General features: G+C 63.8%; 26 protein-coding genes. 17 read left to right on the top strand and 9 right to left on the bottom strand.

Features of this window, described 5'->3' with window-relative positions; translation table 11 throughout:
• Positions 1-13: 13 nt before the first annotated feature.
• The 3 genes from cydD (at position 14) to I6E81_RS09175 (ending at position 5,004) form a co-directional block, all read left to right on the top strand.
• On the top strand, positions 14-3,409 hold the full coding sequence (gene cydD, locus I6E81_RS09185; protein ID WP_197107009.1) for a thiol reductant ABC exporter subunit CydD: 3,396 nt from the start codon (positions 14-16) through the stop codon (positions 3,407-3,409).
• 283 nt (positions 3,410-3,692) lie between these two features.
• Positions 3,693-4,181, top strand: a complete 489-nt coding sequence (locus tag I6E81_RS09180) for a hypothetical protein (protein WP_197107008.1) — start codon at positions 3,693-3,695, stop codon at positions 4,179-4,181.
• Positions 4,182-4,284: 103 nt separating this feature from the next.
• Complete coding sequence (locus tag I6E81_RS09175; RefSeq protein WP_197107007.1) at positions 4,285-5,004, top strand: LysE family translocator; 720 nt, start codon at positions 4,285-4,287, stop codon at positions 5,002-5,004.
• Here I6E81_RS09175 and I6E81_RS09170 read toward each other — a convergent pair.
• The 5 genes from I6E81_RS09170 to I6E81_RS09150 form a co-directional block, all read right to left on the bottom strand.
• A complete protein-coding gene (locus tag I6E81_RS09170) occupies positions 5,001-5,375 on the bottom strand; it encodes a hypothetical protein (RefSeq protein ID WP_197107006.1) in 375 nt (124 codons plus the stop codon). The two genes, I6E81_RS09175 and I6E81_RS09170, sit on opposite strands and share 4 nt — an antisense overlap.
• Before the next feature lie 14 nt (positions 5,376-5,389).
• Complete coding sequence (locus I6E81_RS09165) at positions 5,390-6,493, bottom strand: acyl-CoA dehydrogenase family protein (RefSeq protein WP_197107005.1); 1,104 nt, start codon at positions 6,491-6,493, stop codon at positions 5,390-5,392.
• A gap of 81 nt (positions 6,494-6,574) precedes the next feature.
• On the bottom strand, positions 6,575-6,841 hold the full coding sequence (locus I6E81_RS09160) for a HigA family addiction module antitoxin (protein WP_231603899.1): 267 nt from the start codon (positions 6,839-6,841) through the stop codon (positions 6,575-6,577).
• A gap of 266 nt (positions 6,842-7,107) precedes the next feature.
• Positions 7,108-7,497: a VOC family protein gene (locus I6E81_RS09155; RefSeq protein WP_197107231.1), complete on the bottom strand. Its 390-nt coding sequence runs from the start codon at positions 7,495-7,497 to the stop codon at positions 7,108-7,110.
• A 20-nt stretch (positions 7,498-7,517) separates the two neighbouring features.
• Positions 7,518-8,705 carry a low temperature requirement protein A gene (locus I6E81_RS09150; protein ID WP_197107003.1) on the bottom strand — a complete coding sequence of 396 codons (1,188 nt, stop codon included), beginning with the start codon at positions 8,703-8,705 and terminating at the stop codon, positions 7,518-7,520.
• 202 nt (positions 8,706-8,907) lie between these two features.
• Here I6E81_RS09150 and I6E81_RS09145 point away from each other — a divergent pair, with 202 nt between their 5' ends.
• Positions 8,908-10,122: an MFS transporter gene (locus I6E81_RS09145; RefSeq protein ID WP_307784133.1), complete on the top strand. Its 1,215-nt coding sequence runs from the start codon at positions 8,908-8,910 to the stop codon at positions 10,120-10,122.
• A complete protein-coding gene (locus tag I6E81_RS09140) occupies positions 10,119-10,559 on the top strand; it encodes a nitroreductase family deazaflavin-dependent oxidoreductase (protein ID WP_197107001.1) in 441 nt (146 codons plus the stop codon). Before I6E81_RS09145 ends, I6E81_RS09140 begins: the two co-directional genes overlap by 4 nt.
• Here the strand turns inward: I6E81_RS09140 and I6E81_RS09135 are convergent.
• Positions 10,556-11,533, bottom strand: coding sequence for a hypothetical protein (locus I6E81_RS09135; RefSeq protein WP_197107000.1), 978 nt, complete (start codon positions 11,531-11,533; stop codon positions 10,556-10,558). The genes I6E81_RS09140 and I6E81_RS09135 overlap by 4 nt on opposite strands.
• A 222-nt stretch (positions 11,534-11,755) precedes the next feature.
• Positions 11,756-12,592, bottom strand: a complete 837-nt coding sequence (gene ddaH / locus I6E81_RS09130; protein ID WP_197106999.1) for a dimethylargininase — start codon at positions 12,590-12,592, stop codon at positions 11,756-11,758.
• A gap of 103 nt (positions 12,593-12,695) precedes the next feature.
• Here ddaH and I6E81_RS09125 point away from each other — a divergent pair, with 103 nt between their 5' ends.
• The 12 genes from I6E81_RS09125 (at position 12,696) to I6E81_RS09070 (ending at position 24,915) form a co-directional block, all read left to right on the top strand.
• Entirely contained in the window at positions 12,696-13,133 is a 438-nt protein-coding gene (locus I6E81_RS09125) for an Lrp/AsnC family transcriptional regulator (protein ID WP_197106998.1), read from the top strand.
• Positions 13,134-13,317: 184 nt separating this feature from the next.
• Positions 13,318-14,559, top strand: coding sequence for an ABC transporter ATP-binding protein (locus tag I6E81_RS09120; protein WP_307783737.1), 1,242 nt, complete (start codon positions 13,318-13,320; stop codon positions 14,557-14,559).
• Between the two features lie 13 nt (positions 14,560-14,572).
• Positions 14,573-15,754 carry a spermidine/putrescine ABC transporter substrate-binding protein gene (locus tag I6E81_RS09115; protein ID WP_197106996.1) on the top strand — a complete coding sequence of 394 codons (1,182 nt, stop codon included), beginning with the start codon at positions 14,573-14,575 and terminating at the stop codon, positions 15,752-15,754.
• 23 nt (positions 15,755-15,777) lie between these two features.
• Positions 15,778-16,728 carry an ABC transporter permease gene (locus I6E81_RS09110; RefSeq protein ID WP_231599610.1) on the top strand — a complete coding sequence of 317 codons (951 nt, stop codon included), beginning with the start codon at positions 15,778-15,780 and terminating at the stop codon, positions 16,726-16,728.
• Complete coding sequence (locus I6E81_RS09105) at positions 16,725-17,567, top strand: ABC transporter permease (RefSeq protein WP_197106995.1); 843 nt, start codon at positions 16,725-16,727, stop codon at positions 17,565-17,567. The genes I6E81_RS09110 and I6E81_RS09105 overlap by 4 nt, the downstream gene beginning before the upstream one ends.
• A gap of 55 nt (positions 17,568-17,622) precedes the next feature.
• The gene (locus tag I6E81_RS09100) at positions 17,623-19,284 is read left to right on the top strand and encodes an amidohydrolase (RefSeq protein ID WP_197106994.1); all 1,662 of its coding nucleotides are present in this window, start codon (positions 17,623-17,625) and stop codon (positions 19,282-19,284) included.
• Positions 19,285-19,317: 33 nt separating this feature from the next.
• Complete coding sequence (locus I6E81_RS09095; RefSeq protein WP_197106993.1) at positions 19,318-20,745, top strand: FAD-binding oxidoreductase; 1,428 nt, start codon at positions 19,318-19,320, stop codon at positions 20,743-20,745.
• A 124-nt stretch (positions 20,746-20,869) separates the two neighbouring features.
• On the top strand, positions 20,870-21,583 hold the full coding sequence (locus I6E81_RS09090; RefSeq protein WP_197106992.1) for a TetR/AcrR family transcriptional regulator: 714 nt from the start codon (positions 20,870-20,872) through the stop codon (positions 21,581-21,583).
• A gap of 20 nt (positions 21,584-21,603) precedes the next feature.
• Positions 21,604-22,290 (top strand): hypothetical protein, encoded by a 687-nt coding sequence (locus I6E81_RS09085; RefSeq protein ID WP_307783738.1) that lies wholly within the window; start codon positions 21,604-21,606, stop codon positions 22,288-22,290.
• A complete protein-coding gene (locus tag I6E81_RS09080) occupies positions 22,287-24,146 on the top strand; it encodes a YhgE/Pip domain-containing protein (protein WP_197106990.1) in 1,860 nt (619 codons plus the stop codon). Before I6E81_RS09085 ends, I6E81_RS09080 begins: the two co-directional genes overlap by 4 nt.
• A 4-nt stretch (positions 24,147-24,150) precedes the next feature.
• The gene (locus I6E81_RS09075; RefSeq protein ID WP_197106989.1) at positions 24,151-24,507 is read left to right on the top strand and encodes a cupin domain-containing protein; all 357 of its coding nucleotides are present in this window, start codon (positions 24,151-24,153) and stop codon (positions 24,505-24,507) included.
• A gap of 45 nt (positions 24,508-24,552) precedes the next feature.
• Positions 24,553-24,915, top strand: coding sequence for a hypothetical protein (locus I6E81_RS09070; RefSeq protein WP_197106988.1), 363 nt, complete (start codon positions 24,553-24,555; stop codon positions 24,913-24,915).
• A 62-nt stretch (positions 24,916-24,977) separates the two neighbouring features.
• Here the strand turns inward: I6E81_RS09070 and I6E81_RS09065 are convergent, their stop codons facing one another.
• Both I6E81_RS09065 and I6E81_RS09060 read right to left on the bottom strand, forming a co-directional pair.
• The gene (locus I6E81_RS09065) at positions 24,978-25,229 is read right to left on the bottom strand and encodes a hypothetical protein (RefSeq protein ID WP_197106987.1); all 252 of its coding nucleotides are present in this window, start codon (positions 25,227-25,229) and stop codon (positions 24,978-24,980) included.
• Positions 25,230-25,305: 76 nt separating this feature from the next.
• Entirely contained in the window at positions 25,306-25,794 is a 489-nt protein-coding gene (locus tag I6E81_RS09060; RefSeq protein ID WP_197106986.1) for a nitroreductase family deazaflavin-dependent oxidoreductase, read from the bottom strand.
• Positions 25,795-25,802: the final 8 nt, after the last annotated feature.

Raw genomic sequence — 25,802 nt, 5'->3', positions numbered from 1 at the left:
CACGATGGAGGGCATGAGAGCCAAACTCCACGAACGACTCGCAGCGGGCTTTGGCCCGGGCGGTGTGCACACACTGTTCGGGCTGGGGTTGCTGTCGTCCCTCAAGGGATTGGCGCTCGTGCTCATGGCCGAGGCGGTTGCTCGTGGTGTCGTCGGCGTCATTGAAGCGGATGCCGCAGCCTGGCAGTTCGCAATCGTTCTTGGTATCGCGGCTGGACTCCTCCGCGCGGCTACTGCGTGGGCTACGGAGAGTTTCGCGACCCGCGCCGCGTTAGGCGCCAAGGAGTCTCTGCGCCACGAACTCGCGGAGCGAGTACTCACCGGCTCCGACGCCCGCTCGGGAGCGAGCACCGCGATTGCGACCGTCGGTCTTGATGAGCTCGACAACTACTTCCGCGTGGTGCTGCCGGCGATTGTGATGACCGCAACGGTTCCGCTGCTGGTCGGCCTCCGCATCCTCTCGGTCGACTGGGTGAGTGCGCTCATCGTTGTGCTGACGATTCCGCTCGTTCCGGTGTTCATGGTTCTTGTCGGCGGCCACACGCGCGAGCGTGCCGATGCGGCCAGCGCCAGCCTCGAACGTCTCTCTGATCATCTGGTCGAGTTGGCCCGCGGCCTTCCCGTTCTGGTCGGCCTTGGCCGTGTCGCCGAGCAGTCGAAAGCCTTGCGGTCGATCTCCGCAGAGAACCGCACGAAGACGATGGAAACCTTGCGCACCGCTTTTCTCTCGGCGCTCGTGCTCGAACTCATCGCCACGATTTCGGTCGCGGTCGTCGCCGTCTTCGTCGGTGTGCGGCTCGTGGATGACCAGCTCTCCCTCACCGTTGGCCTCATCGCGCTCGTGCTCGCGCCCGAGTGTTTCGCACCCTTCCGCGAGCTGGGCGCCGCGTTCCATTCCTCCGAGAATGGGCTCACTGCTCTGCGCCGCGCTCGCGCGATCATCGACGCACCGCGCGCTCGGGAACATCGCCAGAGTGCCGGCGCCTTCCGCGTCGTGAACCTCACGATCGCCTACGAGGGTCGTGCCCTTCCTGCAGTCAACGAGCTCAACTTCCGCGCGACGCCCGGCACCATCACCGCTCTGGATGGGCCGAGCGGCAGCGGAAAATCCAGTGTTCTTGAGGTGCTCGCAGGCAATCGCGAGCCCAGCGGCGGCAGTGTGTGGGGCATCGACGTCTCCCGCGTGGCCTGGGTTCCGCAACATCCGCACACCGTTGCTGACACCGTAATCGACGAACTTCGCCTCTACAGCAGCGACGAAAAAGCCATCAAGTCGGTGCTGCTTGACCTCGGCCTCACCGCCGTTGCCGAGGCTGACCCGCGCCAGGTGAGCCCCGGCGAGCTGCGCCGCATCGCCGTCGCGCGCGGACTGCTGCGCGTCGAAGCGGGCGCCACCCTGTTGCTGCTCGATGAGCCGACCGCCCATCTCGACCCCGCATCCGCCGCTCGCGTTGAAGCCGCGATCGCTGAGCTGCGCGGTCGCCCCGTCACGGTGCTTGTTGCGTCACACGAGACCGGCATTGCGGCGCTGGCCGACCAAGTTATTGCCGTCGGCGCTTCGGGCGGCACCCGTTCCGTCGAGGCACGCGTTGATCCGCTGACGGTTGACGGCGAGGTGGATGTTGACGCTCTCGACGCGCCGCGCACAACCCGTGCGACTCTCGCCAGCCTGCTCGAGTTTGTGCGCCCCTCCCTCGGAACTCTCGTCGGAGCAATTGCTCTCGGCGTCGGCGCGAGCCTCTTCGCCATCTCGCTGACCGCCATCTCCGGCTGGCTAATTGTGCGGGCGAGCGAGCATCCGCCCATCATGTTCTTGCTCGTGGCCATTGTGGGCGTGCGCTTCTTCGGCATCGGTCGGGCTGCGCTTCGCTACGCGGAACGCCTGGCTACCCACCGCGCCGTGCTCGGTTCGGTGATCGAGCTGCGAGTTGCCCTGTGGAACGGTCTGGGCGCTCGGGCGCTCGGTTCGCGCGCCCTTGCCAATGGCGGGGTTGCGCTCGACTACCTCGTCGCTGCCTCTGACCGGGTGCGCGATCTCGTGCCCCGCGTCGTGCTGCCTCCCGCCGTTGCTCTGGGCACGTCGCTCGCCGCGCTCATTGCGGTCGGGTTGCTGCACGCTCCCGCGGTTCCCGTGTTGCTCGCGGGGCTCGCGGTCGGGCTCATTGCGGCACCCATCATCGCCGTGATCATCGACCGCTCCGCCGCCAACGGCATCGCCGAAGTGCAGTCCCGCGTCGTGCGCGCCTTCGCCGCCATGACCGGTGCGGCCAGCGACCTGCGCGCCAACGGTGTCGGCCAACGGATGCTCGCCCGCCTCGATCACATCGACGCCGAAGCCGGCGCACTCTCCCGCCGCAGCGCCCGCGCCCTCGGAATTGGCAACGCCGTCGTCGTACTCGCCTGCTCGGTGACCGCCGTCGCCATGCTTCCCATCGCAGCTCCCGCCGTCGTCGCTGGCACCCTGCCCATTGGCATCGTCGCGGTACTCGTCCTCATCCCCATCGGCCTCGTTGACTCGCTGATTGCGTTCGTCGACTCCGTGCAGCAGTGGCCGGCGCTCAGTGCCGCGCTGGCGAAGGTGCGTGGGGTTACTGCGGGGGCGGATGCCGGCGCAGATGCTGCTGCCGGTGCCGGTTCGGGTGGCGGTGCTGTTCCCGGCGGCGCTGCTGCGGGAATGCGCCGCGGCGACCGCGCGCAGGCCGGAGCCGCGAGCGCAGACCAACCACTTGGTGACGTGACCGTTCTGGAATTGCAGGAGCTCGGCATCCGCTGGCCTTCGAGCCCGACGCTCGCGTTCTCGGGCGCGACCGCTCGGGTTGAGCGTGGCGATTGGCTTGTCGTGGAAGGCCCGTCGGGCGCGGGTAAGTCGACGTTGTTGGCAGCGCTGCTCGGGTATCTTCCGGCGGCCGCTGGCTCGTGGAGCCTCAATGGGGTGGATGCCCGCGAGCTGTCGCCCGAGCAATTGCGCGCGGCGGTCACGTGGTGCCCGCAGGAGTCGCACCTCTTCGATTCGACGATTCGCGCAAACCTGCTGTTGGGCCGCGCGCACGATGATCAGCCGACCGAGCAGGAGCTCGTCGCGGTGCTGCGTCAGGTAGGTCTTGGCCCGCTCTTCGATTCGCTCGACCGTGGCCTCGACACTCGGGTGGGTTCGGCGGGCGAGAGCCTGTCGGGCGGTGAGCGTCAGCGCCTCGCGGTTGCCCGCACCCTGCTGACGCGGGCAGATGTCGTGCTGCTCGATGAGCCGACAGCCCACTTGGATGCCGCGAGCGCCGAGCAACTCATCACCGACCTGCGCACGGCTCTCGCCGACAAGATCGTGGTGCTCGTCAGCCATCACGACGATGAGCGCCGCGACGACGATGTGAGCCTGCGGCTTGGGGCGCGCGAGCAGGTTGCTGCGGTCTAGCTCGGTTACCCGTACACGCGGTGAGCGGCTTCGATAGTTACCATTGAGACAACGTCGTTTTTCAGAACAGTTGCCGGAGGAAGCGATGACACGCAAGATGAAAGCTACCGAAGCGTTGTTCTGGGCCGGGGTGATTCTTGCTGGCGGCTCCCTGATCCTTCTTCTAGTGCGAGTAATAGTGGACAGTCTGACCCCGCTGGCGGTCCTTGCTCATCTCCTTACTCTCGCCTCGGGATTAGTGCTCATTTGGCAGCACCGGCGCGCGACAAAGAAACCCTAGACCTTGCACCCGCGCCGAAACCTCAAGGACATCGCCGCCGTCCTCGGTTGCATCGTGGTGGCATTGGCGCTGGGCACTGTGCTCGTAGTGCTGGGAACTGGCTCAACAGGCTCGGAGCTGCTGCACGCTTTCGCCCGTGCAACCGCAGTGGGGCTCCCGGTGGCCGCCCTGTTCGGTGTGCCAACGTGGTTGTGGCTGAGCGCACGACTTCCCGCTCGAGCGCTCCCCATCGCACTATTCATCGCGCTGAGTCCACTCTTCGGGATCGTGCCCGGTGTCGCCGTCTTGGTGACGGGGCTCATCTTCCACCTCGACAGCCCCGTGTTCCTGAGCATGTTCATGATCGCGGCTGGAGCGTGGACCGCACCTCTCGCGACTGCGCTGTACTACCTAGTTCTGGGCAAGCGACCGCGTATCGCAATCTCACTCGGCGGCATCGTGGTTGTTCTCGCGCTGCTGGGCTGGGTGAGCATCTGGCTCAGCTCCGTCTAGCGTTTCAGCGAGCGCGTCACCGCGAAGTCCGATTTCCGCGAGTTGTGCGGCCCCGTCCGCCCGATACTGATGAGGTGAATACCTCAAGTTCGGATGCCACGCGATGACGATTGCTACGTTCGCAGCGCTCATCGTGTTCCTCTTTCCGTTGGCGTACAGCCCGGGACCGGGCAACACGTTCTTTGCGGCGATCGGAGCATCGCGCGGACCTCGGGCTGCCGTGCCCGCTCTCGCCGGCTATCACGCAGCAACATTCATCGTGACGGCGGCGATCGGCTTGGGCCTTGGCGCGACAGTGCTGATGCATCCCGCCTTTGTCGTCGTGCTGAGCGCTGCCGGCAGTCTGTATGTGTTGTGGCTCGCGTTCACGTTCATCCGCAGCGCTCGGGCTCGTGCTCGGGCTCGGGCAGGGGCTCTCTCCGAGGCACTAGCTGCAGAACTGGTCGCGTCGAACTCAGCGGCGACTTCGGCAGAATCGACCGAGTCGCCGACGCCAGCACTCCCTGAGCCTGCGCAAAAGATCGGCTTCTGGAGCGGCGCATTAGTGCTGCTCTTGAACCCCAAGGCGTATTACATCATCGTCGTCATGTTCGCCCAGTTCCTGCGCCCCGAGGCGAACAGCGGGCTCGCAGCCGTGCTGCTCATCACTGCAATCTTCACGCTCAACAACCTGATCGCCTTCATCATCTGGACGGCAGGCGGGCGGATGCTCACCGCTCTCTTTCACGGCGAACGAGCCCAACAGCTCATCGACTACCTCTTCGCGGCAACCCTCATCGGCGTCGCAATCTGGATGGCGCTGCCGCTGTTCGGGCTCGGTTAGAGACTCGACTCCCCGAAGCGCTCGCTTCCGAGTACCCACTGCACGTCCTCCGGTGCAGACACGAGCCCCACAGCCCAGTCGACATCCAGCCGGATGCCTGATCCGGGCGGGCCAGCCAGATCGTTGCTCACAATGGCATCGGCAATGCTCGCCGCATCATGCGGCTCGAACTCTGCGGTCAGCTCGTCCACGTCAAAGGCTGCTCCGAAAAGCGTCGGGCTCTCCAACCAGCGGCACAGCACAACGAGTCGCGTTTCGCTGAGGGTGCGCCCGGCCACGAATTGCGTCTCGCGCGAAACCGCGGTCGCCTCCGCCGCGCGCTGAACAAAGAGCGCCTCAATCGCGGTGAGCAGTTCACTTGCGTTCGTCATGTTTCACTTCCCACCTAGCTCCCGAACAGGTCGCTCGCGACGGTCTTGTACACCGATTCCGGGTTCGAGGGGTGGTAGATGCCGGCGAGCACATCGCGTTGCAGGCGCGAGAGTTCGCTCGTGCTGCGGAAGGCTCCTCCCCCGGCTGAGCGCATCACCTGGTCGACAACGTGGCGTGCGGTTTCGATACTGCGGTGCTTCACACCGGTCAGTTTGCGGAACCACCCAGCCCCGTGATCCACGAGCCCATCAACGTCATCGACGATGCTGTGCAGTTGGGGTTCGATCGCATCGAGCGCGAGGGCGGCATCTGCCATTCGCCAGCGCAGATCCGGATGCTCGGAGTACGCCTCACCGCTGATGGCCGAGCTGCGCTGCTGCAGTGCTTCGACCCCGAGTTCGAGGGCGCGGTCGGCAAGGCCCGCATACACGGAGGCGATGAGCGGCAAGAAGTTGGCGAACACCGCGAAGATGAACGGATCGGCGTTGGGCCCGACGGGCAGCACGCGGGCGACCCTGTTCGCGGGAACGAAGGCGCCATCCAACACTGTCGTGTGGCTTTGGGTGGCGCGCATGCCGAGGGTGTCCCAGTCGCCGAGCGAACGCCATCCGGGCTCATCGCGAGAGATGAAACCGTGCACGAGGGTTTCGGTGCCGTCGTCGGCGGTGTGCTTGCCGAAGAGTCCGAGCTGGGTCCATGCGGGAGACAGCGAGGTGAAGATCTTGGTGCCGGTGAAGGCGTAACCGCCCTCGACGGTTTCGGCGGTGGTGAGCGAGTCCCACATGACGAGATCGTTGCCGGGTTCACTCAAGCCGAAGGCAAAGACTTCGCCGGCTTCGGCATCCGCCAACAGCCAGTCGAGGCTCGAGTCGCCGCGCTCGCGCAAAGCCCAGGCGACACCGATCCACACGAGGTGCATGTTGATGGCGAGCGCCGTGGCCGGAGCGTAGGCCGCGAGCAGGCGCTGGTCATCCGACAGCTCACGCAAACTGCGCGGCTTCAAGTAGCCAACGGCACGCAACTCTTGCAGGTCTTCGGTGAAGAAGATGTTCTCGCGGTCGTAGCGCGCGGCGCGCGAGCGGATGCGGTTGAGCAGTGCTGGGGTGAGTACCGTCATGGTGCAACGCTACTGTGCCGCGCCGGACGCTGCACTGAAATGAGACTTCACAGAGCCTCCTGCTCAGTCGCACACAGCAGATCAGCTAGCGAGCGGCATGACCTGGGGTTGAGGCTTTTGCCGTTCAACCCACAGATCGTAGCTGGTCTGCATTCCGAGCCATAGCTCGGCGCTCGTGCCAAGAAGTATCCCGAGGCGAACAGCCATATCCGCGCTCACTGACGCGTGCCCATTCCGGATGCGCGACAGCGTGGCCCTCGTGACGCCCAAACGTCGAGCGGCTTCCGCAATGCTGATGTCACCGAGATAGTCCGCGAGAAGGACGCCGGGGTGGGGAGGGTTATACATGCTCAATGTCCTGCTCCTTCTAGTGATAGTCGAGGTAGTCAACGAGGTACACGTCTGTGCCGTCGAATGTGAAAACCACACGCCAATTGCCGCTGTAGTTTCTTCGCGTGATCCGGTCGGATCCCTGATTTCTTGCCGCTCACAAAGAATGCTTCGAGGCCCTTGTGGCGAAACGACTTGATCACGCCATAAGTGCATTGTCACACTATACGTATAGCAAGGGCATACGGTCTCGCCGTCGGGCGTCCGTTACCCTCCCTGGGGCGTCACGCCCTGATGACCGACAGCACGTTGCCAGCGGGATCCTTGAACCACGCAATCTCCGGCCCGTGCCCGCGCATGATGCCTTTCGCGTCAGTGCCGAGGTCACCCATGAGGTCGCCGTCGCCATAGATCTTGGTGACCACGCCACGCTCGTTGAGCGCATCGACGGCAGCTTCGACATCCTCCACCGCAAAGTTCAGGATGGTGAAGCTCGCCGGTTCGTGGTTCTCCTTGGGGTAGATGGTCACTTCGGCGCCGCCGGGGAGCGTGAGCCGCAGCGTGCCCATTCCGCCGTCGGCGACTGCGAGACCGAGGCTGTCACGGTAGAAGGCTGCAGCGGCATCAAGATCGTTGACACTAAATCCCGAAAAGGCGTTCTTCGGAGCAAACATCGTGCACCACTCTTTCTTCACTAGTCCTGCTTGGCCTCAAGTTTTGCTGCGCGCATGCGTCCCGTCAATAGTGCGACGGCCAGCAGAATTACCGAGACCACCGCAATAGCCACAGCCACACCGATAGTGCCGATGGCGGATGCCGCCAGCGGCAGCGCCAGCATCACGAGTACCGCAACGACGGTTGCCGATCGCGGAATCGACACCCGCTCCACCATGGGCGCGTGCAACAGCCACAGCAGCAGAACGAAGAGCGCGACGGGCAGCGCCAGTGAGTAGCCGACCACGAGCTCGCTCGACTCGAGGTCTGTCGTGACGGATCGCACCGCCACTTCAATGCCGGTTCCGACGGCGGCGAGCGCCGCAAACAAGAAGTAGTGACCGTAGTTCCACAACAGGTAGCGATCGCGCCTGTTTTCTAGGCCCTCGGCGGCGGGTTCAGAGAAGTACAGCCACCACAGTGCGAACAGCAGCACGAGGCCAGCAACCGAGGCGACTACGAGCGAGGGCGTCAGCCCCTCTTCGAGCGCCGCCTGCACCGCAAACGTCGAGGCGAGCACGCTTTCGCCGAGCACCAGGATCGTGAACTTTCCGTAGCGCTCCGCGATGTGGTGCGGATGCCAGGACAGTCGCTGTGCACGGTCAGCCCAGAGCGGCACGGCCAGTTCGGCGAGCACGATGATGACGAACGACACCATGGCCAGCTCGGCGGGAAGCAGCAGCCGCAACAACCAGCCAACTTGCACGACCCCGATACCGAGCGCGTAACGTCCGGCGGTGGCGCGCGTTTCGGGATCATCTTTCACCGCGCGCAGCAGGGTAGCGATAAGCCCGATTCGCAAAATCAGGTATCCCGCGGTGACGGCTGCAAAGTTGCCGTCGTCGAAGGCCATAGGAACGCCGGCGGCGAGAACGAGGATGCCGCCCATCTGCAACATGGTGAAGAGACGGTAGGGAACGTCATCCGTGTCGTACGCCGAGGCCAGCCAGGTGAACTGGTTCCACGCCCACCAGATGGAGAAGAAGACCATCAGAAACGGCGCGATGGCTTCGAAAGCATGCCCCACCTCGACGGCGTGCGTCAGCTGCCGCACGACCGAGGCGACCGCGACCACGAAGGTCAGGTCGAAGAGCAGCTCAAGGGGAGTCGTTTTGCGGTGCGGCTCGTCGATATCGCGAGCCACCACCCGCGAGCGCAGTGCGTTCATGCAACAACTTTACGCACCAGCATCCCCACTCGCCTGAATCCCGGCCCGCCAGAGGCGAGTACGATTTTGGCTATGCGTTGCGGCAGGAGTCGCGGCGCCAAGCGCTGGCCCGACGGTGGGTTCGAAGGGTTGAGTGGTTGTGGTTTCCTCTGACGTGAACGTGGCCCAAACAGGGCGACGTTCTCCAGCGCGACGTTCTCCGGTGAAGTGGTTGCCGTGGGTGAGCTTGGTCGCGGCTGCGGGCGTCATCTCGGTGATGACCGCTCCGGGTCAGACCGCCGGAATCTCCGTCTTCACCGACCCCCTCATCGCGGAACTCGACGTCTCCCGCACCGGAATCTCGGTCAGCTACTTCTTCGGCACGATCGTTGGTGCCGCCGCCCAACCCTTCATCGGCCGCGCCCTCGACCGCTTCGGCGCCCGCTACGTCACGATCGCCATCGGCGCCCTGTTCGCGAGCGTGCTGCTTGCCCTGAGTTTCGTCGACGGCATCGCTGGTCTCACCACCGGTTTCGTGGGGGTGCGGATGCTCGGCCAGGGCGCCCTCAGCCTCGCCGCCACCACGGCTGTCGCCCGCGCCATCACTCACCGCCGCGGACTGGCGCTGGGCATCACAGCCGCCATCGGATCCGCCGGAATTTCCCTCGCCCCCGTCGGTCTCGAGCGGCTCATCTCAGCCGTCGGCATCCACGCAGCCTGGCGGTGGGAAGCCGCGATCGTGCTCGCCGTCGTCGTACCGCTCGCGTTCATCCTGCCGAAGCGCAGCCGGGTTGCCGCCCAGACCGAAGATCTCTCGACGGCTCAGATCGTCATCCAGAAAGAATCGTGGATGCTCGGCGAAGCAGCCCGCACCGGTATGTTCTGGGTCATCGCCTCCTCCCTCGCCGTCTCGGGCATGCTGAGCACCGGCCTCGCCTTCCACCAGATCGCGATCCTCGGCGAGCGCGGCCTCACCCCATTCGAAGCGGCCGCGAACTTTCTGCCGCAAACCGTCACCGGCATCGCCGCGACCCTCATCGTCGGAGCGTTCGTCGACCGCGTGAGCCCCAAGCTGTTCGTGATCTTCTCGATGCTCACGCTCGCCGGCTCACTGTTGCTGCTCCCAATCGTCGGCCCCGACGGCACGGCCATCCTCTACGGCCTCGTGCTCGGCGCTGCCGGCGGAAGCCTGCGTGGGATGGAAGCGGCAGCTTATGTGCGCTACTACGGCACCGCCCACATCGGCTCCATTCGCGGCGTCACTACCGCTATCGCCCTGGGCTCCACGGCTCTCGGCCCCATCGCCCTCTCGCTGGCCTTCGATTTCAGCGGCAACTTCACCGAGCCGGCCTTCTGGTTCGCGAGCCTGCCGATAGCCGTCGCAGTGCTCGCACTCTTCGTGCGCCCACCGCAGCGCCGAGCGAGAATAGACCTATGAGCACTAGCAACCGCCTCAGCGACCTCGGCATGAAACTCATGAACGGTGTGCACCGCGCGATCCTTGCCGTCTCGGGCGGTCGCCTGGGCTGGACTCTGGGCGGCATGCCCTCGCTCGAGCTTCACACCACGGGGCGGGTATCGGGCATCCGTCGGTCAACCATGCTGACTGCTCCCGTGCACAGCAAAGGCCGCTGGGTGATTGTCGCGTCGAAGGGCGGCGACGACCGCGACCCGCTCTGGTACCGCAACCTGCAGGCGAATCCGGATGCCGAGCTCACCGTGCGCGGACGCTGCGTGCCCGTGCGCACTCACACCGCCAGCCCCGCCGAGAAGGCCGAGCTGTGGCCGCAGATTGTGGCCGCCAACTCGCGCTACGCCGAGTACCAGACCAAGACGAGCCGCGACATCCCGGTCGTGATCTGCGAAGAGTATTAGGCCAGCGGAGGAGAAACGCGCATGGCATGCCTCGCTTTAAGGAAGCCATCGATAACGTTCCACGCTGAGAGACCGAGCACCGCGATGGTCAGAATCACTGCGAAATCCGGTGACTGCAGTTGAAGCGTTGTCTCCAGCTTGAGCGCGCTAAGAAAATCGGGATTGAGTAGTCGTTCTTCGCTAAGGAGCCATAGCGCTGGCGCAGTGAACAGGGAGACAAGTCCAGCGTTCACAACGGCGGTTCTCCACGTCCACCGACCTTGAGCAAGGTTGACGAAAAGGAAGCCGATCTGCAGAGCGATCAGAAGCAGGAAGTAGGGCAGCCACCACGACCAGAGGGCCGGCGTTAGAAGCGGGATGGGGGTGCCTGCGCCGCTGAGAAAGAACGACGAGAACTGTTGCCAGCCAATCGCTGCCGCAAATACCAGAAGGCCGGCCGCACCAATCACCGTCTCGGTCACCGAGATTGGTGATCGATTAGGGAGTTTTGGCAATCGGTCGGGAGTCCACGGCGCACGAAACTTTTCGCCAATGCTGGTGCGCTCGAGGATTGCGAACACTACGGTGACCCACACCGCGATTTGGATTGCGACCTCGAACGCGGCGACAAGCGCTGCGGCGATCGACTCGGCAATGTCGCTGCCCGAGAGCAACTGCGCGAGAAAAACCGCGATCGCGGCGATCGGCACCACAATACTCATCAACCGCTTGAGGAGCCGTAAATAGTCGAAGAAGAGAGCCGGGCCGATCAGATGCGGAGGGCGGTTCGCCGACTGTGCAGCGCGGCGATCGGGGTCGCCAAGCTCGGTAAGGGCGCCCCGCTCAGCACTGAGCGCATCAGCACCGTCAGCAACACGGTGGTTGACCATTGCTTGCAGTGACGCGCGCAGTTCGCTTTCGCCTGCAGCACGCTGTGCCGGGGGAAGTATTCGGGTGACCGCCGCAACGTAGCGTTCAGTCAGCTCAGACGTCATGGACGCGCACGTGTAACGCGGATACCCGTTCGGCTAGCAATAGTCATGTTCCGAACCATACGCCCCAAACGGAACCCAGCATCGACATCGGAGCCTGCAGACGCAGCAGCTGCGCCAGGCCGCAAAACACGAATGGCCCGCGCTCGAGGCGCAGGCCATTCGTTCTGTTCAGTGCGCCAGGCGCATCTCGCCGCTAGCGGCGAAGTTATCGGTACCGTGCCGCTAGCGGCGCAGTTCCAGGGTGCAGCACTTCACGCCGCCACCGCCGAGCAGCAGCTCGGAGAGGTCGACGCCGATGGGGTTGTAGCCGCGTTCTTTGAGCTGACGCTCGAAGTCTTTGGCGCGGGCAGCGATGACGACGTTGTAGCCGTCACTGTAGGAGTTAAGTCCGAGCACTGCCGCATCCTCTTCTGTAGCGAGGATGGCGTCGGGATACAGTGCACGGAGCTTTTCGAGAGAGGGCTCGTCAAACGCGCTCTCCAGGTAGGCGATGTTGGTCTCGTCGAGCTTCGCGATGGCGGTGTCGACGTGGTAAAAGCTGGGGTTAATGAGGTTGAGGGAGACAACGTTGCGGCCCGAAAGCTCTGCAAGCTCCCGGTGGCTTTCGACCGAGGTGCGGAAGCCCATGCCTGCAAGGATGTTGTCGCCGACAAGGAGGAAGTCGCCCTCACCCTCATTAACGTTCTCGGGGGAAGCAACGTCGAGGCCGTTGGCGCCGAACCACTCCATGTAGGCGGGGCCTTCTGCTTTGCGCTCGTCGTAGGTGAAGAGGGCGCCGTAGGCTTTGCCATCGATCACGAAGCCGCCGTTTGCGGCGTACACCATGTCGGGCAACCCGTCGATGGGGTCGATGAGTTCTACGGTGAAGCCGAGGTCAATGTAGGTGTCGTAGAGCGTCTGCCATTGCTTGACAGCGAGGCTGGTGTCTGTGGGATCGTTGGGATTCATCCACGGGTTGATGCTGTAGGTGACCGTAAAGAAGTCGGGACGGCACATCAGCACGGTCTTCGCGATGGCCTGGCGGGCAGGCGTGGTCGATGAGGTGTCAGTGATCGTCATAGCCCCAGTGTTTCACGCACCTATCCGCAATGTCTCGGCAATCTGCGCACTAATTCGGCGCAATCCCTAGCCACAGCACAACAATCCACCGTACTCTGGGGAGATGGACAAGCTGGACGCAGGAATCATCGACATGCTCCGCCTCAACGCCCGCGCAGGCTATGGAGATATAGGAGAAGCCGTGGGGCTTTCCGCCTCCGCAGTTAAACGTCGCGTCGACCGACTCGTCGCCAACGGCACCATCCGCGGCTTCACCGTGCAGGTCGATCCCGCCGTCGACGGCTTGGGAACCGAAGCCTACGTCGAGCTCTTTTGCCGCGGCAACGTGGCTCCGCACGAACTCAAGCGAATCCTGAGCGCCATTCCCGAAGTGGTGGATGCCGGAACAGTCAGCGGATCGGCCGACGCTGTCGTCCACATGCGCTCGCGCGACATCCACTCGCTTGAGATCGCTCTCGAGCGGCTGCGCACCGCCACGAACATCGACAACACCCGCAGCTCTATCGTGTTGTCGCGCCTGATTCACCGTCGTTACGAGTAGCAATCTGCCTCGTTGTCGTTCTTGGCGATCTCTTAGATTTGCGCCGTGAAATCGACTCAAAACGACGAAATCCGTTCCGTAACACGATCTTAACCATGTAAACCGTTGCGTCTCATCCGTTTTTCCGGTTGACTACACCCACAGTCGCGAATAAGTTTTCGCGATCTTGGAGGTACGTAGCGTCGTGACAGAGTCATCCCAGAACACAGCCCCCGCCGGTTCAGCCGCAGTGGGTTCCAGTGCACAAACGACGAATGCTAGCGAGCCTGAGGGTTCCGTCGTCCTCGAGGGTGTGACCAAGAAGTTTGGTGGCGCTGTCGCTGTCGACAACATCAGCTTGCACGTGCGTCCGGGAGAGTTCCTCTCCTTGCTCGGCCCTTCCGGTTGCGGAAAGACAACAACCTTGCGCATGCTCGCCGGCTTCGAAGAGCCGACCTCGGGCAGCATCCGCATCTCTGGTCAGGATGTTGTGGGCATTCCTCCCCACAAGCGCAACGTCAACACGGTGTTCCAGGCCTACGCTCTCTTCCCGCACATGAGCGTTGCCGAGAACGTGGCCTACGGGCTTCGCCAAAAGGGCACCCCCAAGTCTGAAATCCGCGAACGCGTCACCGAGTCACTTGATCTCGTGCAGATGCGCTCATTCGCCGATCGCAAGCCCACCCAGCTTTCGGGTGGCCAGCAGCAGCGCATCGCGTTGGCCCGGGCCCTCATCAACCGCCCTGCCGTTCTCCTTCTCGATGAGCCGCTGGGTGCCCTCGACCGCCAGTTGCGCGAAGAAATGCAGATCGAGCTCAAGCTTCTGCAGTCGCGCCTCGGCATCACCTTCATCTTTGTCACGCACGATCAGGGCGAAGCACTCTCGATGAGTGACCGCATCGCGATCATGCGCAAGGGACGCATCGAGCAGTTGGATGACGCGGACTCGATCTACGATTCGCCCGCGAGCGCCTATGTTGCCGGCTTCATTGGCCAACAGAACTTCATCCCGGGCACGATGACAAGCAGCCTCACCGTTATGGAATCGCCGTTCGGCATTATTCATGCGGCCGAGCCGCACGACGACGTTGACCCCGGGATGGCAGCGCAGGCAGCCGTGCGACCCGAGGCTGTCTCCGTGGCGCTCGCCTCGGCATCCGCAAGCTCAGCCCCCACGGCAGAGAATCAGATTCCGGGCACCGTTATTGGTGTCTCGCACCAGGGCGAGACCCTGCAGTTTCTCGTCTCTATTGGTGAAGACCAGACGTTGCTCTCGCGGGTTCCGCGCCCGAATGCGCCCCGACTGGCGATTGGTGACTCCGTGCTCTGCACGTGGGACACCGCATCCGTTCATGTTTTCCCGAGTGAGCAGGCGACTCAGGCTCAGGCCGACATTGCTCGTGCGGTCTCCAACCCAGCACCACCAACCAGTTCAATTTCCCTTTAGAAGGAGCAGCCCGATGTCCCACGAAACTCCCATTCGCATTCTTGCGTCAACGTCAGCAACGAAGATCATCAAGAGCCAGTTGAACCGCCGCCGTTTCCTCGCGCTTTCTGGCGCGGCAGCGAGCGCTGCGGCACTCGCGGCCTGCAGCACCGATTCAGGGTCTAGCTCTTCGCCGCAGGCTACCGGTGGCGCACTCGAGGGTTCGCTCTCGGTCTACAGCTGGGGCGACTACGACGACCCCGACCTGGTCACCGAGTACACCGACGAGCTCGGCCCCACGGTCACGTTCGACGCCTTCAACTCGAATGAAGAGCTCATCTCCAAGCTTGTCGCTGCACGAGGCACGAGTGGCTACGACATCGTCGTTCCCACCGGCCCGTTCATCCCGCAGATGATCGAGAACGGCTTGCTCAGCAAGCTCAACCTCGACCTCATCCCGAATATCGCTGACATGGATCCCGACTTCCTTGGTCGCGACTGGGACCCCAACAACGAGTACTCCATCTGCAAGGCCTGGGGCACGACTGGTTTCGTTTACGACAAGACCAAGATCACTCGCGAACTCACCAACTGGGCTGACTTCATCGACGCAGCCCAGAACGAGGCCAGTGGCAAGACCTCGGTGCTCGACGACCCCGCTCCCCTGCTCGGTATCTACTACTGGGCTAACGGAATCGACTGGAACACCACCGACGAGGCCGACCTTGCCGCTGCGGAAGAGTTCCTGACCACTCAGCTGGCCCCCCACATCTCCGCTTTCGACTCCTACCCCGGTGGAGCCGCTATTCCGCAGGCGCAGCACATGCTCATGCAGTCGTGGAACGGTGATGCTCGCATCGGCATCATGGAGAGCGACGACCCCGACCGCTGGCAGTGGGTTCTCGGTTCGCCTGACACGGAACTGTGGATGGATAACTGGGCTATCGCTGAGGGTGCACCCAACCCTGAAGCGGCTCACGCCTTCATTAACTACGTGCTCACACCAGAGGCATCGCTGCGCGAACTCGACTACATCGGCTACCACACCGGCGGAACGGGCATCGAGGACACAGCGCGTTCCGAGGGCCTCGAAATGCTCGACCTCGTGTTCTTCGATGAGGCCCAGATCAGCACCATGCACACTCAAGCCATCGGCGAGGCACAGCAGCGCATCGTTGAAATTTGGGACAAGACGAAGGCGTCGGCCGGCGCCTAACCCGCGACCATCCGGAATTTACTATGACCACTACCGTTGAAGGCCGAACGGCCCCACCGCGAAAGGCGCCCTCGAAGCGCCCTCGCTGGTTGAAGCTGCCCAGCTTTGCCCTCGCCATCCCGGCGTGGGCCTGGCTGTTCGCCTTCTTCGTTGCGCCCGTCGCGCTCGTGGTCTGGTTTAGTTTCGGATACAAGCCGGGCATTTTCGGAACCCACGCCAACGACGTGCTGTCTTTTGACCGCTACGCCGAGGCGTTGTCTCCGACGTTCTTCACAACGTTCCAGAACACACTGTGGGTGGGGGTGGTCGGCACCCTGATATGCCTGGCCATCTCCATCCCGTTTGCGTATTGGCTCGCCTTTAAGGCTCCGGTCGCACGACGTGGCATCCTGCTCGCGATGGTCATGATTCCGTTCTGGACGAACTTCCTGGTTCGCACCATCGGATGGCAGATCATCCTGGCGCCGAGTGGAATCCTTTCGGACGCCCTTCAGTCGATCGGCATGCTGAACGAGCCCCTCGAAATTCTTTACACCCGCACCGCCGTGCTGATCGGTGTGGTCTACAACTACTTGCCGCTCATGATCCTGCCCATGTTTGTGGCATTCGACCGCGTATCGCTCCCGATGCGTGAAGCGAGCAAAGATCTTGGTGCTGGCCGCTGGTCGACCTTCATGAACGTGACCCTGCCGTTGGCCAAGCCGGGCATCATCGTCGGCATCCTGCTCGTGTACATCCCACTCATGGGTGACTACATCACGGCAACGGTGCTCGGTGGAGCAAAGGGAAACATGGCGGGCCAAATGGTCGCTAACCAGTTCCAGACCGCTCAGAACTGGGCGCTCGGATCAGCAATGGCTGTTGTGCTCGTGCTCACGATTCTCACCACGGTGGGGATCGCCGCGCTTGTCACGTGGCTTGCGGCATGGCCCCTGCGCGCCAATCAAAAACTCGTGTTGGGAGACAAGTCATGAAGCGACTCGCCCTGACAGATATTTCGCTCAAAGTATGGGCCGTGATCGTCTTCGCGTTCCTCTTTGCGCCCATCGCCGTCATCATCATCTACTCGTTCAACGAGGGCCGCCTTTTGGTCTCGTGGGATCAGTTCGGTTTCGGCTCGTTCGCGGCGATCGTTACAAAACCAGCGATTACGGATGCCGTGCTGGTGTCGATCCAGACCGGTTTCATTGCGGCGCTCATTGCGACCGCTCTCGGAACAATGGCGGGCGTTGCACTGGCTCGTCGGGCCGGCAAGTGGGCACCCGCGTTCCTTATTCTGCTTGTGCTTGTCACCGTCACCCCTGAAATCGTGGATGCCGTTTCACTCTTGCCGTGGATGGTCTTCCTCGGTCAAGATGTCGGCCTCAGCATCTTCGACAACGGAATCGTGCGACTCGTCGTTGGTCACTCCCTGTTCGCAACCGCTGTTGTTGCCTACATTGTGCGCTCGCGCCTCGTCGGAATCGACGAGAGCTTGGAGGAGGCCGCTGCCGACCTTTACGCTCCCCCCTTCAAGCGCTTCACGCAGATCACTCTCCCGCTCGTGATGCCGGCTGTACTCGCCGGTGGCCTTCTCTCGTTCACCCTCAGCCTCGACAACACGATCGTTTCGGCCTTCGTGCAGGTGTCGGGTTCAACCCCGTGGCCCGTCTACGTGCTGAGCGCTGTGCGCACCGGGCTCCGCCCCGAGATCGCGGCCGTCTCCACGATCATGCTGCTGCTCACGCTTGCGGCACTCGGTCTCGTTGCCTACGTCTTGCGTCGCGCTGGCGACTCGGCCACCGACATCGCCAAGACTGTGGGTGGCGGCTAGGTCGCTCCCCCGCTCCTGACCGCAGCAGTTCGAACGAACCAGAAGGTGCACGACCATGACGTTTGCTGACCTCGTTTTTACCGGTGGCCCCGTCTTCACGGCTACCGGCGATGAACCGTGCCGCGGAAGCGTGGCCGTGCGCGACGGCCGCATCATCGCTGTCAGCAGCGTCGACGCCGACATCCAGCCCTTCATCGGTCCCGCTACCGAGGTTGTTGACCTTGACGGCAAACTGCTGATCCCCGGATTTCAGGATGCCCACGTGCACGCCGTGTGGGGCGGGCTCGACCTCATCCGCTGTGATCTCTCCGGGGACTCGACGCGCGATGAGTATGTAGCGCGGCTGAAGAACTATGCAGCGGCGAACCCTGAGCTCGAGTGGATTCTGGGTGGTGGCTGGAACATGTCGGCCTTCCCCGGGGGCACGCCAACGGCATCCGATCTGGATCTGGCTGTTGCCGACCGGCCCGCGTTCATCCCGAACCGCGACGGCCACGGCGCCTGGGTGAACTCGCGCGCGCTGGAGCTTGCCGGAATCACCGCCGCGACGCCCGACCCCGCCGATGGCCGCATCGAGCGCGACGCCGACGGCAACCCCACCGGCACGCTGCACGAGGGCGCGATGTCGCTCGTGAACGCGCTGCTGCCCGAAACGTCGCCCGAGGATTACAGTCGCGCGCTTCTGATCGGCCAAGAGTATTTGCACTCCCTGGGCATCACCGCGTGGCAAGACGCCATCTTGGGCGGCTATGGGGATGCCGGCGATGCCACTCCCGCCTACATGGCGGCGGCCGAGTCGGGTGACCTGACCGCGCGCGTTGTCGGCGCTCTCTGGTGGGATCGCACGCGTGGGCCCGAACAGATTCCCGAGCTTGTGATGCGCCGGGAAAAGAACGCCACCGGGCGCTTCGCCGCGACGAGTGTGAAGATCATGCAAGACGGTGTTGCCGAGAACTTCACCGCCGCGATGCTTGAGCCCTACCTCGATGGTTGCGGTCACCACACCGACAACTCGGGAATCTCCTTTGTGGATGCCGCCCAGCTCATCTCGAACGTCACTGAACTCGACGCCCTTGGCTTCCAAGTGCACTTCCACGCCATCGGCGACCGCGCCGTGCGCGAGTGCCTCGACGCGGTTGAGGCAGCGCGAGCGATCAACGGCCCCAACGACAACCGTCACCACATTGCGCACCTTCAGGTCGTGCATCCGGATGACATTCACCGCTTCGCTGAGATAGGCGTGACCGCCAACCTTCAGTCGTACTGGGCCGCACTCGAGCCGCAGATGGTCGACCTGACCCTGCCGTTCCTGGGCGACCCGCGCAGCTCGTGGCAGTACCCGTGGGCCGATCTGCACCGCGCCGGAACGCACTTGGCGTCCGGCAGCGACTGGTCGGTGTCGAGCCCTGACCCGATGGCGGCCATCCACGTTGCCGTCAATCGCAGGGCAGCTCCCGGCCACGAAGAGGGCGACTACGACGCGTTCTTGCCCGAGCAAAGCATTGACCTGCTCACCGCGATGACCGCCTACACCGCCGGTTCAGCGTTCACCAACCATCTCGATGCGACGGGCACGATCGCGGTCGGCAAGCTTGCCGACCTGGTCGTTCTCGATCGCAACCCCTTCGCGGGTGCCACGGCCGACATCGGCCGCACCCGCACCGAGCAGACGTTCGTCGAAGGCGAGCGCGTGTACCGCGCGCCCGCCCAACCATAAAGCTCGCCGCCAGGCGAGAGAGGAAAGTGCCCCATGGGCAAGATAGTGTTCGAAAGAAATGTGCCAGCGGCATCCGTGATCAGCCACTCCCTTGAGGGCTCGATGCACAAGCCGTTCTGGATTGACGATGTGAAGGATGCCCGCACCTTCCCCGCGCTGGCCGGCGATGTAACCGCCGACCTCGCCATTGTGGGAGGAGGATATCTCGGCCTCTGGACGGCGGTGCTCGCCAAGCAACGCAACCCCGATGCTCGCGTTGTGCTGCTCGAAGCCCGCGAACTCGGCTGGGCCGCCTCGGGCCGCAACGGTGGCTTTTGCGAAGCGAGCCTCACCCACGGTGAAGAAAATGGCAAGACCCGCTGGCCGAAAGAGTACGACCAGCTTGACCGCCTTGGCCTGCAGAACCTCGACGAGATTGAGGCGAGCGTCAAGGCCCTCAACCTCGATGTCGACTTCGAGCGCACGGGCTCGCTCGACCTTGCGATCGAAGAGCACGAGATCGAGTGGCTGAAAGAGGCAGAGACCAACGACGACACTGTCTTTCTCGACGAGGCTGCCATTCGGGCCCAGGTCAACTCGCCCACCTACCTCGCCGGCGTCTGGAACAAGCGCATCAACGCGCTCGTGCACCCCGCGAAGCTCGTTCGTGAACTGGCTCGAGTCGCAAGCGAACTCGGGGTCGAGATCTTTGAGCACTCTCCGGTGCGCGAGGTCGAGACATCCGGTGGCCCAACCGATGCCGCAGTCGTGCACACCAAGAAGGGTCGCGTTCACGCGGCCAGGGTTGCGCTTGCGACTAACGCTTTTCCGTCGTTGCTGAAGCGTGCGCGCCTGCACACGGTTCCCGTGTATGACTATGTACTCATGACGGAACCCTTGAGCCCCGAGCAACTCGCCTCGATTGGCTGGTCGAACCGTCAGGGTCTTGCCGACATGGCGAACCAGTTCCACTACTACCGCCTCAGCGCTGACAACCGCATTCTGTTCGGCGGCTATGACGCGGTTTATCATTACGGCCGCAAGGTTCGCGATGAGTATGAGAATCGTCCGGAGAGCTTCGAGCGCCTCGCGAGTCATTTCTTCACGACGTTCCCGCAGCTGGAGGGTCTCAAGTTCAGCCACCGCTGGGCTGGCGCCATCGATGCATCGACTCAGTTCAGCGCGTTCTTCGGGCTCGCTCGCAACGGTCGCGTGGCGTACTCGGCTGGCTTCACGGGGCTCGGTGTCGGGGCGACTCGCTTCGCCGCTCAGGTGATGCTCGACAAGCTCGACGGCCTCACGACGGAGCGCACCGAGCTGGAGATGGTGAAGAAGATGCCGCTCCCGTTCCCGCCCGAGCCGATTGCGTCCGTGGGCATTCAGGCCACGCGCTGGTCACTCAATCGTGCCGACCACAATCAGGGTCGCCGCAACGTGATTCTCAAAACATTGGATGCGCTGGGGCTCGGTTTCGACTCCTAGCCAGGCGTTCGCGCGGCCGGTGCTTTCGCGGCTCCGGTCGCGCAACAACCCGCGCCGCGCGACCGCACCTGTCAGTCACCTGCAATAACTTGCACACTCATGTGCAAGTTATTACAGTGGCGGAATGACCACTTCCGCTCCCCGTCGCCCGCGACAGGACGCAGTCGATAACCGCGCCGGCATTCTCAGTGCCGCCACCGCCGCTATTGCCCACGATCCCCAGGCGTCGATCAACACGATAGCCCGCAGCGCCGGGCTCTCTCGCCGCGCTCTCTACGGCCACTTCGCCGACCGCAACGCACTTCTCGCCGAGATCATCGATGCTGGCGCCGAACGTTTCAACCGCATCGCCCTCGACGTCACCGACGCCAATGCTCAAGTCGCGCTTGCCCGCCTCACCTCACTGCTGTGGCAACAGGCCGCCCACGTGCAGGTTGCCGCCTCCATCGCCCTCGATGATGCTCACCTCGAAGCCACCGGAAAAGCGCTCGCGCCGCTACGGCATGCTGTTGCCGCCATCCTTCAGCGCGGCCAGAATGACGGCACGCTCCGCACCGATGTGGATGTCACCACCCTCGCCCGCCTCGTCGAAGAGGCTGCGCGCGCCGCGATCACTCGCGTCGATGCGTCTCTGCCCGAAGCTCGTTCCCTCGCGGTGCGCACCACGCTCAGCATGGCTGGGCTCTCGTGGCGCGAGACGGTAGCGCTGCTCGAGGCGCATCCCGATATTCTCGGCGCTCCGGCCGGCTCCAACGCTGCCCCTGCCGACGTCGCTCCGGCTGCTGGCGGCGCTGCTCCCGCTGCCGGCGATACTCCCGCCGCTGGGGCCAAACGCTGATGCGCGTCGAGTTGAGCGGAGTGACGAAGGGTCACGACGCCGAAGACTTGCCCGCGACATCCACCACTTATGAAAGTGGCACAGTGACGCTGGCGGTTGCCGAAACCGAACAGCGCCCGACCGTGCTTGGCCTTATCGCCTCTGGTCGCATGCGGCCAGACTCGGGCACCGTCACGATCGATGGTCGAGCGGATGCCCGTGCGCTCCGCCGCAGCGTCGCTCTCGTTGATGCGCCCGGAGTTTCTGACCCAGATGCTGGAGTGCCGCTCGTCGGTGTCGTCGCCGAAGAGCTCATGTTCGCTGGCCGTCGCGCCGACCCCCTCTCGGCCCGGCGCTGGCTCGATGAGGCCGGCTTTCGTTCCCTCGCCTCGACTGCGATAGCCGACATTGAGCCGATCACGAGACTGCGGGTGCTGTGCGAGCTAGCCGTGCTGCGCCCCCACGTCGAAGCCCTCGTCGTGACCGCACCTGACCGCCACGGCGGTCAACCCCTCGACTGGTGGACCCTCTTGGGCGAATTTGCTGATCGTGGTCTCGCGGTTCTAGCGGTCGCCGGTCGCGCCTCCGAATGGGCCATTACCCACGCCGATGTGATCGAGCGTGCCGAATCTGCCGAAGCATCCCTGCGCAACAGCCTGGGCGCTTTCGACGAACGTAGCGCTGCCTGGGCCCAAAGTGGCGGCGGCGTAGGAGTAGACAACGTATGAAGGTTCCCGCAATGATCGCCGCTGAACTGCGGCGACTCACTTCGTCACGCATGGCGATGCTCGCTTTGCTCGCGCTCATGCTCGTGCCTGTGCTCTATGGCGGCGTGTACCTGTGGGCCAATCAGGACCCCTACGGCAGCTTTGCTGAAGTGCCGGTCGGGTTGGTTGTCAACGACGATGGTGTGCCCGCAGACAGCGACGACGAGGCGGTGAACTACGGCCAGCAGGTGGCCGACGATCTACTCGAGGGCAATGACTTCGAATGGCACGTGCTCTCGGCCGCCGACGCCGAGACGGCGCTGGCCGACGGCGATGTCGACTTCACGGTGACCATTCCGCACGATTTCTCAGATGCCCTCACCTCCATCGCAGACACCGATCCCCATCAGGCAGAGATCGACCTCGAAACTAACGATGCCAACAACTACTTGGCGTCCACCATCGGCAAACAGGCCGTCGAACAGATCCGGCGGTCGGTAGCGGAACTCGTGGGAGAAGAAGCGGCCGGCACTCTGCTGACGGCGATCTCTGACATCCGCTCTGAACTGTCGGATGCCGCCAATGGTGCCTCCCAGCTTCTCGACGGTTCGCACGATGCTGTCTCTGGTGCAGGTGAACTGTCGGATGGCGCGAGCACTCTGACTTCGGGACTGACCGAGCTCAGCACCGCCACCGACACTCTCGCGAGCGGAGCCGACCAACTCTCCGCCGGAGCAGCGCAGGTCGCCGCCGGCAACACCCAGCTTGCGGGTTATGCCGATCGCGCGGGCACGGCCGCCCAAGACATCGCAGATGCCCTCCCCACCGCTCGCGCCGACCTCATCACCGCGCTCACCGAGCAGGGGCTCGACGCGACCGAGATCGACGACGTGCTCACGGCACTCGACCCGCTCAGCGATCGCATCGCGGAGGGCAACGGCACCGTGCAGTCCGCGGTGTCTCAGGTCGATGAGCTCGCCGCCGGCGCGAACACGCTCGCGAGTAGCGCAGCTGAGCTCGCCTCGGGGGCACAGCAGATCGCCACAGCGACCGGCTCCGCAACATCCGGAGCATCAACGCTCAGCGATGGAGTGAGCACCCTCAGAGACGGCCTCGGCACTCTCGCCGACGGAACCGCCGAACTGCGCGATGGGCTCGAAAACGGCGTCGAAGCTCTGCCCGATTCGAGCGAAGCACTGCGCGCCCTTCAGGCCGAAACGATTGCTGACCCGGTCGCGGTAGAGACCAGCGCCGTCACGACCGCCGGCAACTATGGCGCCGGGCTTGCCCCATTCTTCACGGCGCTGGCTGGCTGGATCGGCATCTACGCCCTCTTCCTCATCGTGAAGCCCGTCTCCAAGCGTGCCGTCACCGCCCTGCGATCACCCATTCGTGTGACGCTGGCGGGCTGGCTCACGCCCGCCGTGCTTGGCGCGCTGCAGATGGTGGCGCTGTTCGGCATTCTCGCCATCGCGCTCGGCTTCAACTTCACGCATCCCGTCGGCACCCTCGGGGTGATGATCGCCGCGAGCTTCACCTATGCGGCTATCATTCTGGCCCTCAACATTTGGTTCGGCTCGGTCGGCCAATTCTTGGGGCTCGTGCTCATGGTGCTGCAACTCGTGACCGCCGGCGGCACCTTCCCGTGGCAAACCCTGCCCGCCCCTCTTGCCGCACTGCACCACGTGCTGCCGATGGGCTACGTCGTGGATGCCATGCGCCAATTCATGTACGGCGGCGACATCGCCCGAGTCGGCACCGACGCTCTCGTGCTCGGCGCCTGGCTCGGTGGCGCGCTCATCCTTTCTGCCATCGGAGTGACACGCATGACCCACCGCCGCACCCTGCGCGATCTGCAGCCCAGTCTCATAGGCTGAGCCCATGACCGAACCCGCAGCACTCCTCAGCCCCGGCACGCCCCTCGCGGCGAGCGCCGTCCCCGTCGCCCACGAAGCCCTTGAGGCAGACGAGGTGGTGGAGGGCACTCCCACCGCGGGTTACGCCGTGCTCGACACCCTCGGCGACAGCGAGATCGGCATCTGGGAAATGACGGTGGGCACCGCAACAGACACCGAGGTCGATGAGGTCTTTGTGGTGATTAGCGGGCGCGCCAGCATCCATTACGCTGCGGATGATCGCACCGTCGTTGTGGGCCCCGGCGATGTTGTGCGGCTCACCGAGGGCATGCAGACCACCTGGACGATCACCGAAACCCTGCGCAAGATCTACATCAGCTAGTTCGCGTGCGCCGCCGAGCACGGCTGCGTCGCGTACCGTAGGAGCATGATCACACGCCGGGAAGTTGCACTCCGCCTCGACATTCCTTTGGAAATGGCGAGACGGCATGACCTCCCGAATCGGATGTCGGATGCCGAGTTCGAAGAACTAGAAGCCAACCCGCCAGCGTGGCTGGTTCAGTCGCGCGCCAACCGCACCGGCAAGCGCCCCGTGTGGATGCAGCTCACCTGCACGGTCTGCGGCTTCACAGAGGCGGCCCGCCCCAAGAAGTGGTGGCCAGCGTTCACGTATTTGACGTGCGATTGGCATGACGCGGATGAGCTTCCCGCTCCCGCTGAGGGCGTGTTCCGCTCGGAGGTCGACGGCATTGGGAGTCGCTTCGTGGGCATCGTCGACGAGAAGGTTTAACGAGGCAACTTCCTGGGTAGCCTGCGGGCCAGTTCGGCTGCCCATTCAGCGTGATCTGCGGCTCAGCTTGCCCGACGGATCTGCGCCGCATAGGCGTCGAGCACGCCAAGAATCTCTCGCTGTTCCCACACCCGGTTGCGGGAAAAGCCCGTGCGCTCGGTGAGTATCGGGAGAATCTTCCACGCGGCAGAGTCCGAGCGGATGCCGGCGAGGGCACGCCTCGATGCCGCTAGTTCATTCGCGAGGTTGTCGACGAGCTCGCGCCCGGTCACAGCGGCATACCGTGCTGCATCCGCGAAGCGGCATACCAACACTTAAAGCGTTAAGTGTTGGTATGGGCGGATTCAACCCACACTTATCGCGCCTCTTCCCTACCCGAGTGGCGGTCGCTTAGGAGCGGAGCGTAATGCGAACGAGCGGGATTTCGAAGTCAGGATTTCCGTCGTGGAGTGACGTCATGAGTGCTGAGAGTTCTTTCCAGATCCTCGGATGCTGCACCTCGTAGGCCGCAAGGTAAGCCCTGGCGTCAGCAGGTTCGAGCACTTCGGCGATGGCGGGAACGCGGCGGCGCAACCCGATGCTGACGTGGCAGTTCGATTCGGCCCCGAGATTCTGAACCCACTGGGCACGTCTACCGAGGGCTGACGCAATCACCAATTCGTTCGGGTTCGGACTCGTCACCACCTCCAATACGACGTAGCGGGATTCGCCGGAGTTTCGGCCGGTGTGCTCAAGCATCATCAGGCGTCTGCCAAAGACGAAGCCCAGTCCGGCGCGATACAGCCCGATCGGAGCGCGCATCAGCCGGCGACTCCGAAACGCCCGAGCAATCGCGCGCCGACGAAGCCGAAATGCTCGAGCAAGAAGGGAACGCGTCATAGTGCTCT

The sequence above is a fragment of the Salinibacterium sp. NG22 genome, from assembly GCF_015864925.1.
Classification (GTDB): Bacteria; Actinomycetota; Actinomycetes; order Actinomycetales; family Microbacteriaceae; genus Rhodoglobus.
This window is presented reverse-complemented; position numbering and strand designations above follow the sequence as displayed.